Raw genomic sequence first — 11,848 nt, 5'->3', positions numbered from 1 at the left:
CCTTTAAATTAAAGCTATTTTACTACACAATATTATATCATACAGCCGTACTTGTCATCTGACAAGCACGGCGTATTTATATGCTTATTTTCCGATTTTCACAATATCTTTTTGTTCCCGTTTTACGGTACCTTCGGCCGAAAGGGAAATCGCTTCACCCTCGGCAAGATTTGTAAAAACAATCGGTGTCATTAATGAAGGAACATGAGGTTTAACCGCTTCAAGATCAACTTCAAGCAGTTTTTGCCCCGGTTCAACCCGGTCACCCTCAGAAACAAAAGAAGTGAATCCTTCACCTTTCAGGCTGACTGTGTCGATTCCGAAATGAATGAGGATCTCTCTTCCGCCGTCAGACTGAAGGCCGATCGCATGTTTTGTCGGGAAAACATTCAGCACTTTTCCGCGGACAGGCGATACGACGATTCCTTCTTCAGGAAGAATCGCAAAACCGTCACCCATCATTTTTCCTGAGAACACCTGGTCAGGCACATCGGTAATCGCATGGATTTCGCCGGTGATCGGAGAAGCGAACACTTCTTCACCCTGCTCGTTTCGGAGCGGATCTGCGATAACCTCTTCAACCTGCTGGCTGACTTCTTCTTGCGCGGATACTTTCGGTTCAGGGCGCGGCGTGCGTCCGGCGATAATATCCTGCATCTGTGTTTTTAAACCGTCAGAACGCGGGCCGAAAATGGCCTGAATGTTGTTTCCGACTTCAAGAACGCCTGAGGCGCCAAGCTGTTTCAGACGGGCCTTATCCACTTTCTTCTGGTCGTTGACCGTAACGCGGAGTCTCGTGATACAAGCGTCAAGGTGCTTAATGTTTTCCTGATCACCCATTGCTTGCAGGATTTCATAAGGAAGGTCGCCGGCTTCGCCTGAGGCGCCCGCACCTTCATCCGCAGCCTCTTCTTCACGGCCCGGCGTTTTCAGATTGAACTTTCTGATCGCAAACCGGAAACCGAAGTAGTAAATGACGGCTAATCCTAAGCCGACCGGAATGACAAGCCACCAAGCCGTCCGGTTAGGCAGAATTCCGAACAGGAAGTAGTCAATCAGACCGCCTGAGAAGGTCATACCGATTTTTACATGCAGCAGCTGCATGACCATAAAGGAAAGCCCCGCGAATACGCAGTGAATCGCAAACAGGATAGGAGCCACAAACAAGAATGAGAATTCAAGCGGCTCGGTAATTCCCGTTAAGAAACTTGTCAGAGCGGCAGAACCCATGATTCCGGCTACAAGTTTTTTCTTTTCAGGCTTCGCTTCATGATAGATTGCAAGCGCTGCCGCCGGAAGACCGAACATCATAAACGGATATTTCCCCGTCATAAATGTTCCCGCCGTCAGCTGCACGCCGTCTTTGATCTGAGCCATGAAAATCCGCTGATCTCCGCGGATGATGTCTCCGGCGGCATCTTTATAGCTGAAAAATTCATACCAGAACGGCGAGTAGAAAATGTGATGAAGACCGAACGGAATCAATGACCGCTCAATCATCCCGAAAATAAAGGCCGCCAAGGTTGGATTCGCTTCCACAAGACCTGTGGAGAAGGAATTCAGACCGTGCTGGATCGGAGGCCAGATCACTAACATAATAAGACCGAGAATTAATGCGGAAATTGATGTGATAATCGGGACGAACCGCTTACCCGCAAAGAATCCGAGGTACTGCGGAAGTTCAATTTTATAAAACTTGTTGAACAATAACGCGGCCAGAACCCCGACGATAATACCGCCGAACACGCCCGTCGCCAAAGTGGGTATCCCCAGCATGTTAATATAGGCCGGATGGTTTTCCGCAAAAAACTTTGCCCGTTCAATTTTGTCAGACGGAATACTGCCGTTTGCCATAAGCACGGCGCTCATGGATACGTTCATGACCAAGTATCCGATAATAGCCGCGATTCCGGCAACACCGTCTCCGTTGGCAAGACCGATCGCAACCCCTACTGCAAAAAGAAGCGGCAGGTTGTCAAATACGATTTGGCCGGCGCTTTCCATGACGTTCGCCACAAGCTGAACGTTATCATTGCTTAAGAAATGCATGACTTGAATCATATCTTTGTTCTGCATGGCATTCCCTAACGCAAGCAAGATCCCTGCAGCCGGTAAAATCGCAACCGGAAGCATAAGAGCACGGCCGATTTTCTGGAGAACGCCGAATAATGCTTTAAACATAAAAGATGTACCTCCTCTGTTAGCTAGTGTGACCTTACAGCGAAAATTCATGACAACGAATTCACTGGCGCAAGTCTTCAGTTTAACCGTTTACATTTGCCCTTTTACACAACAAAAAAGGCATGAGTAAAAAGGGTGTGCAAAATAACGGGATCGTTCTTCCCGTTTTTTTACCCTCAATCACTCATGCCTGATCGAATCAGTGACACGTTTTTAAGGTTTCAACTGAAATTATGAAATTTTATTGGTTAATCGGTACAAATGAAGCGTGAGATAAACCGCTTCCGCCTCATGAACTGGTTTTTTCAGTATTTGCTGCAAGATTTTTATCAGTTTCCAAGCAGTATTGTAGCATAGCGGGTATTCATTTTTCAATAATAACATTAACTTTTCTGGTTCTTTTGTCTGCTCTTCCCGATTAATCCTGTCTATGGTAAATCTGATATGCCGGATCAGCCGCAAATAGTGGACGCTTTCTTTATTCACTTTCATCTGGAAAGATTCCTCAATCACCTGAACGAGGCGGGACATCAGCTGTGAATGCTGATTGACCTCTGAAAGGGGCCGATTCGTCAGGGCGGAATGGATATGCAGAGCGATAAAGCCGATCTCTCCTTCCGGAAGGCAGATTCCCGTCTTTTCATTAATCATGCCGACGACTTCACGGGCAATTTGGAATTCTTCCGGATAAAGCGTTTCGGTTTCCATAAGAAACGGGTTTTTAATGTCAAAGCCCTGCTGCAGCCGCTTTACCGCAAAGGCGATATGGTCAGTCAGCGCAATATGGATATGCTCATTTAACGGTTGGCTTGTCCGCTTCTTGATATGATAAATGACGTCATTGGAGATGTCGACAAGTGTCTCGTCCACATAACCGAGGAGCTTTTTAAATTGTTTTTGTTCTTTTTCATCCTTTAAGATGAACATCTTGTCATACCCTTTATCTTCAATGACATCCGCTTGTTTTTTTCCAAAGCCGATCCCTTTTCCGATTAAGACGACCTCACTGTATCTATCATGTGTTGCGATGAGCACATTGTTATTTAATACCTTTTCAACTGTAAAGGACCCCTTCATGATCCTCAGCTCCTTTGTCATTCAATACCTCATATCGTACAAAACGAACGGAAAGCGCGTCAATTCTTTTTTTAGACGGTTGATCGTTCAATAAGGCGGTAATCAAGAACTTTCCTTGCCGGAGGCCCGCCGCTGATCCGGTTCTCAAGCATGTGAAAAGCCTGCTTTCCCATTTCTTTTGTTTGTATATCTATTGTGGAAATACCTAACATCTTGCTGATATCATGATTGTCGATGCTCAAAATCGCAAGCTCTTCCGGGATGCGCGTCCCGTTTGCCTTGGCTTCAAGGTAAAGACCTGCGGATACTTGATCATTCGCCGCAAACAGCGCAGTCGGTTTGTCATCCCAGCTCTTCCATCTATGAAAAAGGGCTTTCCCGTCAAGCAGCGTCAGCGCCTTTTCCACAACCAGCTCTTCCCTGTAAGGCTGCCCGATCTTCTTCAGCGCCTCTTTGTATGCGGCAATGCGTACTTGACTGTTTTTTCCCTTTTTTCTGGCCAGGCTGATCGCTATTTTCCGGTGTCCCTTTTCTATCAGATAATCCAGACCGTGCCGAAATGCTTCCCGATGCGGATTACTGATGGAGGAAAGCCCTGCCGCATCAGTGTACTGACAGAGGATGAGCGGTTCTTTCACGGTAAGCAGATGCTCATCAGGAATTGCTTTGGAGCAGATAATCAGGCCGTCCACTTGGCGCTCCTGTAATTGTGATAAGGCAAAACGTTCTTTTTGCTGCTCATAATCTGTCTGGTATAAAGAAAGATGCACGCCTGACGCTTCGGCAGCCTCGGCAATACCTGCAACAAGGTCTGCAAAATACGGAAGATTCACCGACGGAAGCACAACGCCGATCATATCGGAAAAACCTTTGGATAAATGCACAGCATGAATGTTGCGCGTATATCCGAGCGATTGCATCGCTTTTTTCACTCTTTCTCTTTTGTCCTTACTTACATAAGGATGATCGTTTAATACTCTTGATACCGTGGTAACGGAAACCCCGGCAGCGCCGGCAATGTCTCTGATCGTAGCCATGGCGTCCCCCCTTTCTTTTTTTCCCTTGATCTGGAATGCGTTTCATACAGTAAGCTAGAAACAGATACAGCCTATTCGTTTGAAAGGAGAAGAACAGCGATGGGGATTCTTTGCTTAATCGGTTTGTGTCTGGCCATAGTCGGCGGCAGTTACCTTGCCATGCGGCCCCTGAATGAAAAGCATGACATCAAACCATTTCAGCATTTTGATGATTTTTTCATTTAAAAGGTGATAAAAAAGGACGCTGCGTTCCAGAACCGTCCTTTTTTATCACAAAGCTTTCTATTTCAGAATCGTTAATTCTTTCGGATACTGCGTTAATGCTTCGGCGCCGTCTTTTGTGACGAACACATCGTCTTCAATGCGCACGCCGCCGACATCCGGCACGTAAATCCCCGGTTCTATCGTGTAGACCATGCCTTCTTTGAGGAGTGTGTCGTTCGCGCTGCTCATTGATGGATATTCGTGAACCGAAATCCCGAGTCCGTGGCCGAGGCGGTGCGGGAAATAGTCTCCGTATCCGGCTTTTTCAATAATGCCGCGGGCTTTTAAATCAAGATCGCCGATTCTGACGCCGGGTTTGCTTAATTGAAGCGCCGCCTGTTCAGCTTTAAGCACCGTTTCGTAAATCTCTTCCTGTTTCGGGCTGATTGATTGGTATGCGAATGTTCTCGTAATGTCTGAACAGTAGCCGTCAAGAATAACGCCCAGATCAAACAGAACGAAATCGCCTTTTTTCAACCGGTCTGCACCCGGATTTCCATGGGGCTGGCCTGATTTTTCCCCGAACAGCACCATCGTTGAAAATGACATGCCCTGCACGCCTTTTTTCTTCAGCTCAAACTCAATCTGCGCGAGTACTTCGGTTTCACTCACACCCTCTTTAAGCGCCGCGACACCGACTTCAACTCCGTAATCCGCGAGTTTTGCCGCTTCCCTGAGAATGTTGATTTCCTTCTCATCTTTTACGAGACGGAATTGGTTGAGCGTTTCTTCTGCCGAAACAAATGCCGCGCCCCCTGAAGCTTGTTTGAGCTGTTCTGAGCGGGAAAGAGAGATCGAATCCTTTTCAACCGCGATGGAATCAAGCCGCACATTTCGTTTTGTGAGCTCGGCTTTGATCAGCTCCCACGGGTCTTCGTGATCGCCGTAGCCGATAATACCATGCTCCCACCCGGCGCTGCGGGCTTGTCCGGCTTCCATTCCCGGACAAACGAAAAACGGCTCCTGTTCCTGAAACAGGAACAATCCCATTAACCGCTCATGCGGATCCGTGTAAAAATCAGTTAAATAAAATACGTTTTCCTTTGTATGTATAAACGCCGCATCATGTCCTTCTTTTTTCAGCCAAGATGAAACACGTTCTAATCTGTTCATTTTTTGCTTTTCCTCCTTACCAAAGTGACTCTTTATTCATTCTATCAGTTTTCCGGCGTTTATGCTGTGAACGAACATTAAAAAAACAGCCGCCTGTGTGCGGCTGTCATGTTTATTTTAATAATCTCAGTCCGTTCAGTATGACCAGAATCGTGCTCCCCTCATGCCCGATCACGCCAAACGGCAGTTCCATCACCTGCAGAAAGTTAGCGCAGATCAAAAGGCAGATGACCGAGAGCGAGAAAACAATATTCTGCTTAATAATCCGGTTCATTTTCCTTGAGAGTCTGCACATTTTCACAAGCTTGTGAAGATCATTTTTCATAAGGACTAAGTCAGCCGTTTCAAGAGCCACGTCCGTTCCCCCGCCCATCGCGATACCGACGTCAGCGGTTTTCAGAGCGGGCGCGTCATTAATGCCGTCCCCCACCATGGCGATTGTGCCGTACGTTTCTTTCAGCTTCTTCACTTCTTTTGCCTTTTGGTCCGGCAGACAATCGGCAACAACTGTCGTCATGCCCGCCTCTTTTGCAATGGCAGCCGCAGTTTCAGACTGATCGCCGGTGAGCATGGCTGTTTTAATGCCCAGTGATTCAAGTTCAGCCATCACGGCTTTCGCTTCAGGTCGGATTTGATCCTTTAAGGCAAAGCAGCCCGCAATCCGGTCATCTTTCTTGACAAAGACCAGTGTAAAGCCTTTATCCTTTAATTCTTTTCCCGATGTCTGCAAAAAAGCATCTGCCGCATCTTCACCTGCAAATCCCGCTTTTCCGACCATCCATTTGACGCCTTCTATTTCAGCCTGAACACCGAATCCGGACGTCTCGTCAATCGATAGATGTCCTGCGGGCGCGGCGCCCCGGCTTTCGGCAAATTCAGCTATCGCTTTTGCAAGCGGGTGGCTTGATTGCTTTTCTATCGCATACACCGCCTGCATGATCTCATCTTCACTCACATTTTCCGCAGCTTGAAATGCCGCGACTGCCGGCTGTCCCTTAGTGACCGTGCCGGTTTTGTCAAAAGCGATCATCCGTACGCTTCCCAGCTGCTCTAAAAACACACTTCCTTTAACCAATAATCCGTTGCGGGCCCCATTTGAGATAAGGGAAAGCGCAGCGGGCATAATAGAAGCGACAAGCGCGCACGGGGAGGCGACCACCATAAACACCATCGCCCGGTAAAAGGTTTCACTCCAGCTCCAGCCTAAAGCGAAATGAGGAACGAATAAAAGCAAAGCCACGGCTAACAGCACGCCTTTGACATAGACACTTTCGAACCGCTCAATAAATGCCTGAGCCGGTGACACGCTGTTTTGGGCTGATTCCACCAGCCGGATGATTTTTCTGAATAAAGACTGTTCATTTGTTTTCGTCACACGGACCGTTAAGGAGCCGTTTCCGTTTACCGTTCCTGTAAACACAGAATCTCCGGCTGTTTTTTCCGCCGGCATCGCTTCACCCGTAAGCGCCGATTCATCGAGGCTCGTCACGCCAGACTCAATGATCCCGTCTGCCGCTACGCGTTCGCCCGGCTTAATGACGATCATGTCACCGATCTTAAGTTCAGCAGCCGGCACCCGCTTTTCCCGTCCGTCCGCAAGCAGAGTCGCTTCCTCCGGTTCCAGTTTCATCAAAGAGGTTAAATCACGGCTGCTTTTATTCATCGTGTATGTTTCGAGCGCGCCGCTTAACGAAAAAATAAAAATAAGAACAGCGCCTTCCGCCCAATAACCGATCAGGGCGGAGCCGACAGCCGCAAAAATCATCAGCAGTTCCACATTTAACGCCTTCGTCTCAATGGTATCCTCAATTCCCTCTTTCGCTTTTGCAAATCCCCCGATCAGGAAGGCAAGGATATACAAAGTGACGGACAGGCCTTTTGTTTCGGTAAAAAACCAGGCCGCAAGAATAAGGACGCCGGATACGAGCGCCGCAATGAGTTCTGCATGCTGGAGCCACTTTTTTCCGGCCCGCTCTTCTTGTATGTGCTGTTGTGAATGGGTTTGTGTCATCACTTGTTCATTCATTATGAATTCTCCTCTCTAATTGAGAACGCAAATCATCTTCAATTCCCCGATAAAAGCAAAACAGCCGCCTGACAGGCAGCATTTTCACAGTGTTATCGCAGTGTTTTCTTTATTATAGCATGCCGGCGGAAGATTTCAATTATAATTGTTTTAATTTCTTTTTGATAATAATTATCATTAGTGTTTCTTCAGCTGTTCATTATATTCAAAAAAGGTGCGGGAAGAATTCCTCCCGCACCTTTTTATTTCTCTGACCATTCTTTTAATTGTGAGGCGGTCATCGGACCGACGATCTTTTTTTCGATTTCTCCTTTTTCATTCAGCAGAAATGACGTGGGAATCGTCATGACATCGTATTCCTTCATAAGCTCGCCTTTCGTGTCAAGAACAATCGGGAAAGTGAGATGGTGCTGACTGACAAAGTTTTGAACGGTATTTTTGTTTCGCTCGGCATTCATCAGATTTACCGTTACAAGGCTTACATCATCGGACTGATGCTGTTCATAATACGTTTGGAATTGCGGCAGTTCTTTTTTGCACGGCGGACACCACGATGTCCAAAAATGCAATATCGTTTTCTGCCCTTTATTCGGAATCGATATCTCGTCTCCTTCAATCGTCTTCATCAGAAACACGGCGGGAACTGCCTGTTTTTCTGATGAGGCGTTTGCTTCAGACATCCAGACGGCGGCAGCTATCAAAAGGACTGCACATACAATTAGGCGGTTTTTATGCATATGATCTTCCTTTCACGCGTTTCGGATAGCTTGCCCTTCCTTATTGAAATGTATCAGCCTTTTCAGCTTTCGATCCGGGGCGCTGTTCTTCCGCCGCCCGTCAAAAACACGGAGACACCGAGGTCTTTGCAGATCGTCGCGTAATGTAAACTTGTCAGAAGAATCATCCCGGTATTCATGCCGAGTATAATGCCGAGCATTTGCAATTCCGGCATAGAACCGAGCACATACATCATCGAAAGCCCTACAATGCTGCTCCATACGTTATGATAAAACGCCGTTTTCACGTGGCCGATACCGATCAGACAGGCCTGAAGCGGCATCACAAACAGGTGAAAAAGAAAAAACGGCCACAAAAGCTGCAAATAATACTGCGCTTCCGGAGACTGAAAAAACAAATGGGTCAGCGGGCCCGCGAACTGAAACATGACCCAGACTGCCGGAATGCCGTAGCCGAATGTAATAAAAATCGCTTGTCTCAGCCGTTTCAGCACAATATCATATTGGGACAGCGCATACGCTTCTGAAATGCTGGGAATCATGACGACCATCAGCGAATGGGCGATAAATGCGGGAAACGAACCGATTGTCATCGCTACACCGGCAAGCATGCCGTATTGATCAATCGCGGCTGTCCCAGCTGCCCCCGACGCCAGCAGCGCTCCTTTCACTAAAAAGGGTTCAATGGCGTTTGTCACCGCATGAAATATACGAAGTCCCGTTGTCGGGATGGATACGGCCAGGAGGCGTTTCCGCACGTCTTTCCCGCGAAGATGAATGTGCTGATGGCCGGAAAGCGCCCTCCGCGCCAAAATAAACTGCGTATACAAGTAAACGAATACCACGACATCGCTTGCGACCAGCACAAATAATGAAATGAGCACGGCCATATCAATTTCAAAAGAGTACCATTGAAAAAAGATAAACAGACAAAGCACTTGAATGATTTTTTTCAAGACATTCGCAACCGCGATTTTTCCCATTTGCTGCACACCCATAAAATAACCTCTGGCGATGGATGTAAAAGCGACGACTGGAATCAGCCCGATGACAATCCCTTTAATAAACGGGTGATACGTATCGAATACAGGAATGAACGGCAGCGCGATGCTTGCGGCCGCGGTTGAAAACGCGGTAAAAACGGCGGTCATTCTGAAGGCATGCCGGAGCATGCTTTCATGCAGCTTCTGATTGGATTCCGCGATGAATTTTGAAATAGAGATCGGAAGCTCCAGACTGGCGATCACGATAATTAAAAAAATGGTGGGCAGAATGCTCATGTAAAGCCCCATCCCATGCTCGCCAAGCTCCCGCGCCAGTATCATATTCACGACAAATTCCAGACATTCCGCGAAAAAGGCGGCGATGGATAAAAGAATGATCCCTTTCACAAATCGATTCATGGTGTCTCTCCTTGTCTCTCGTTCTTCCATCATCATATGAGACAAGTTCTGAAAATATTTTCGATTTCTCAAAATTGAAAAAAGCATAGCCGGGATATTTTTGATCCCGCTATGCTTACATCGCAAATACGTGTCTGCCGATCCGCTCGATAATTTTTCGCGAACGGATCCAGTGGTCAGATGCCGTTTTCGGATTGTAGAAAAACAACGCGTTCGTTTCTCTGCCCGGATGATCAAGCGCCTCATTTGCGGCGGCGACGGAATCCTTATCCGGCTTTTGATTAATGCTTCCGTTTGCTACCGGTTCAAATGCATTCCTTTGATAGATCACACCCCGAATGGTATCCGGGAAGCCGTTTTTTTCAGTGCGGTTCAGCACTACGCTGGCTACCGCAACCTTCCCTTTATAAGATTCACCTTTCGCTTCTGCGTGAACGAGACGTGCCAGAAGTTGTCTGTCAGCGCGGGAATACGTTTTTTTCGGCGGCTGATAAGCCGTCTCTTCCGGTTTTGCTTTCTTCTCTTGGTGAGATGACAGCTTTATCGGTTGGATAGAATGCTTATGATCCGTTTTTGAAAGCTTCGGAACCGAGCTTTTTTTATTTAAATCAGCAACCAGTGTGCTGGGTTCTTGCTTTGGCTTCTTCGCAAAAGTAAACAGAGCTTCTGTATGTTCAATTTTTGATGCAGGCATAAAACATAGAAAAAAGACAGCCAAGGCAGCAAATTTTGTCGTCATACGATTTCCTCCTTAAATACTTCACTACCTTAACAAGAGCTGTGCGCAAATTCACGGTTAAAGATTTTCCAGTGCTCCCAATCAGCTTTTATGATGGAAGAAGTTCGTTAACAGCCTTGTTATTGGCAGGAAAACAGCCGTCATTTTCACAACATTAACCAAATAGCAGTAAAAGTATCCATCGGAGGGATTTTACATTTTGTTTACATCTGTTACAGCCAGATGAAATGAGAAACTGAAACCCCAAAAAAGACTCCTCAAGTGCGAGGAGCCGTCAGCTTCTTGGCTGTTCTAAATACTGAAATATAACATCTCCGCCCTGCTGGGCAATACCGCGGAAATGCTTAAAATCTTCCTGCTTCGACAAAACCGCTCGAAATGCAAGAAAATGTTCTTTCTGCACCCTGAATTCTTTGATTTCACCGGTGCGCATTTGGTTGATACGTTCTGAAATTTCCTCAGGCAGCAACGAATACAGCCTCCTTTTCTCGGCTTTTCCCAAAAAACAATATACCATCTTTCCCCCGCCGGGACAATGATTGAGCGGGCTGATACCCATATCGCTTTACTTCTTAAAGAAAATACTGCAAAATATTTTCAAACAGGATTTATGATAAAGGAGAGGAAGCTCGTGAAAATTGCTAAGGTTGGAAACGTCATTGAATTTAAAAACGGATTAACCGGTATTGTTGAAAAAGTAAATGAAAACTCCGTCATCGTTGATGTAACCATCATGGATAATTATCGTGACCTTGAATTAGATTCCCTCACTGTCGTCAACCATAAGAATTATAAAATCATCAGAGACTCCTATTAAACCCCACCGAACATCCGAACCATTTACATATCCCGCACAAAAGCTGCCGCCCGGCAGCTTTTTCAAATGAATTCAGATCTCGGTCATTTCTACAAAAAAATCACCTGTCTCATCTTTATTGTAAAGATTTGTGACGGATGTATAGTAGTTGGTTATTTTACCGCGGAATTCAAGCCCGTGCTCGGGCGCCTTGATGTCAAATGTTTTTTCATACAAAAGGACGGCAATATCATGATACGTTTCAGAGGTCACCTTCAATACAAATGAAATCATGCGGCCGTTTTTACCCGTACTTTCTTTACAATCATACATTTTCAGCCTTACACCGTTTAATTCTAACGGCTCCATAACGAACACTCCTTCTTTTTACAGGACATGCTATCATGCTGACCATTCCTTTACAATTGATCCGCTCCGAATGAGAAAAAACAGCGCAGGTCTTTACAAACATACG

At 46.4% G+C, this 11,848-nt stretch carries 12 protein-coding genes; 2 read left to right on the top strand and 10 right to left on the bottom strand.

Annotation, left to right across the window (positions count from 1 at the left end; all coding sequences use genetic code 11):
- Positions 1-84: 84 nt before the first annotated feature.
- The 3 genes from ptsG to ACNFN4_RS14550 all read right to left on the bottom strand — a co-directional run bounded on the left by ptsG (position 85) and on the right by ACNFN4_RS14550 (position 4,295).
- Complete coding sequence (gene ptsG / locus ACNFN4_RS14560) at positions 85-2,181, bottom strand: glucose-specific PTS transporter subunit IIBC (RefSeq protein ID WP_094295713.1); 2,097 nt, start codon at positions 2,179-2,181, stop codon at positions 85-87.
- 231 nt (positions 2,182-2,412) lie between these two features.
- Entirely contained in the window at positions 2,413-3,279 is an 867-nt protein-coding gene (gene glcT, locus ACNFN4_RS14555) for a glucose PTS transporter transcription antiterminator GlcT (protein WP_012117426.1), read from the bottom strand.
- Between the two features lie 50 nt (positions 3,280-3,329).
- Positions 3,330-4,295, bottom strand: a complete 966-nt coding sequence (locus tag ACNFN4_RS14550; RefSeq protein ID WP_095059965.1) for a LacI family DNA-binding transcriptional regulator — start codon at positions 4,293-4,295, stop codon at positions 3,330-3,332.
- 99 nt (positions 4,296-4,394) lie between these two features.
- On the opposite strand from ACNFN4_RS14550, the gene ACNFN4_RS14545 reads away from it, so the two are divergent.
- Positions 4,395-4,520: a hypothetical protein gene (locus tag ACNFN4_RS14545; RefSeq protein WP_014721086.1), complete on the top strand. Its 126-nt coding sequence runs from the start codon at positions 4,395-4,397 to the stop codon at positions 4,518-4,520.
- A gap of 57 nt (positions 4,521-4,577) precedes the next feature.
- Here the strand turns inward: ACNFN4_RS14545 and ACNFN4_RS14540 are convergent, their stop codons facing one another.
- From ACNFN4_RS14540 to ACNFN4_RS14515, 6 genes are all read right to left on the bottom strand, one after another.
- Positions 4,578-5,672 (bottom strand): M24 family metallopeptidase, encoded by a 1,095-nt coding sequence (locus ACNFN4_RS14540; RefSeq protein ID WP_029973669.1) that lies wholly within the window; start codon positions 5,670-5,672, stop codon positions 4,578-4,580.
- 112 nt (positions 5,673-5,784) lie between these two features.
- Positions 5,785-7,698 carry a heavy metal translocating P-type ATPase gene (locus ACNFN4_RS14535; RefSeq protein ID WP_014417593.1) on the bottom strand — a complete coding sequence of 638 codons (1,914 nt, stop codon included), beginning with the start codon at positions 7,696-7,698 and terminating at the stop codon, positions 5,785-5,787.
- Between the two features lie 242 nt (positions 7,699-7,940).
- Positions 7,941-8,435 carry an endospore biogenesis thiol-disulfide oxidoreductase StoA gene (gene stoA, locus ACNFN4_RS14530; RefSeq protein WP_448200270.1) on the bottom strand — a complete coding sequence of 165 codons (495 nt, stop codon included), beginning with the start codon at positions 8,433-8,435 and terminating at the stop codon, positions 7,941-7,943.
- A 62-nt stretch (positions 8,436-8,497) separates the two neighbouring features.
- Entirely contained in the window at positions 8,498-9,838 is a 1,341-nt protein-coding gene (locus ACNFN4_RS14525) for a polysaccharide biosynthesis protein (protein WP_003154663.1), read from the bottom strand.
- A gap of 115 nt (positions 9,839-9,953) precedes the next feature.
- A complete protein-coding gene (locus ACNFN4_RS14520) occupies positions 9,954-10,577 on the bottom strand; it encodes a cell wall hydrolase (RefSeq protein ID WP_014417591.1) in 624 nt (207 codons plus the stop codon).
- A 274-nt stretch (positions 10,578-10,851) separates the two neighbouring features.
- The gene (locus ACNFN4_RS14515) at positions 10,852-11,046 is read right to left on the bottom strand and encodes a hypothetical protein (RefSeq protein ID WP_014304905.1); all 195 of its coding nucleotides are present in this window, start codon (positions 11,044-11,046) and stop codon (positions 10,852-10,854) included.
- 162 nt (positions 11,047-11,208) lie between these two features.
- Here ACNFN4_RS14515 and ACNFN4_RS14510 point away from each other — a divergent pair, with 162 nt between their 5' ends.
- Positions 11,209-11,394 carry a YkvS family protein gene (locus ACNFN4_RS14510; RefSeq protein ID WP_003154669.1) on the top strand — a complete coding sequence of 62 codons (186 nt, stop codon included), beginning with the start codon at positions 11,209-11,211 and terminating at the stop codon, positions 11,392-11,394.
- Between the two features lie 72 nt (positions 11,395-11,466).
- Here the strand turns inward: ACNFN4_RS14510 and ACNFN4_RS14505 are convergent, their stop codons facing one another.
- Positions 11,467-11,742, bottom strand: a complete 276-nt coding sequence (locus tag ACNFN4_RS14505) for a DUF3219 family protein (protein ID WP_280157102.1) — start codon at positions 11,740-11,742, stop codon at positions 11,467-11,469.
- Positions 11,743-11,848: the final 106 nt, after the last annotated feature.

It is taken from the genome of Bacillus sp. N1(2025) (assembly GCF_053470005.1).
The sequence above is the reverse complement of the archived record's forward strand: the minus strand, read 5'-3'. Positions and strand labels throughout refer to the sequence as shown.

What these genes read in the sequence shown, in the direction of transcription:
- ACNFN4_RS14545 (WP_014721086.1), top strand. Translation starts at nt 4,395, where the DNA reads ATGGGGATTCTTTGCTTAATCGGTTTGTGTCTGGCCATAGTCGGCGGC.
- ACNFN4_RS14525 (WP_003154663.1), bottom strand. Translation starts at nt 9,838, where the DNA reads ATGAATCGATTTGTGAAAGGGATCATTCTTTTATCCATCGCCGCCTTT.
- ACNFN4_RS14535 (WP_014417593.1), bottom strand. Translation starts at nt 7,698, where the DNA reads ATGAATGAACAAGTGATGACACAAACCCATTCACAACAGCACATACAA.
- ACNFN4_RS14520 (WP_014417591.1), bottom strand. Translation starts at nt 10,577, where the DNA reads ATGACGACAAAATTTGCTGCCTTGGCTGTCTTTTTTCTATGTTTTATG.
- ACNFN4_RS14540 (WP_029973669.1), bottom strand. Translation starts at nt 5,672, where the DNA reads ATGAACAGATTAGAACGTGTTTCATCTTGGCTGAAAAAAGAAGGACAT.
- ptsG (WP_094295713.1), bottom strand. Translation starts at nt 2,181, where the DNA reads ATGTTTAAAGCATTATTCGGCGTTCTCCAGAAAATCGGCCGTGCTCTT.
- ACNFN4_RS14550 (WP_095059965.1), bottom strand. Translation starts at nt 4,295, where the DNA reads ATGGCTACGATCAGAGACATTGCCGGCGCTGCCGGGGTTTCCGTTACC.
- ACNFN4_RS14505 (WP_280157102.1), bottom strand. Translation starts at nt 11,742, where the DNA reads ATGGAGCCGTTAGAATTAAACGGTGTAAGGCTGAAAATGTATGATTGT.
- stoA (WP_448200270.1), bottom strand. Translation starts at nt 8,435, where the DNA reads ATGCATAAAAACCGCCTAATTGTATGTGCAGTCCTTTTGATAGCTGCC.
- glcT (WP_012117426.1), bottom strand. Translation starts at nt 3,279, where the DNA reads ATGACAAAGGAGCTGAGGATCATGAAGGGGTCCTTTACAGTTGAAAAG.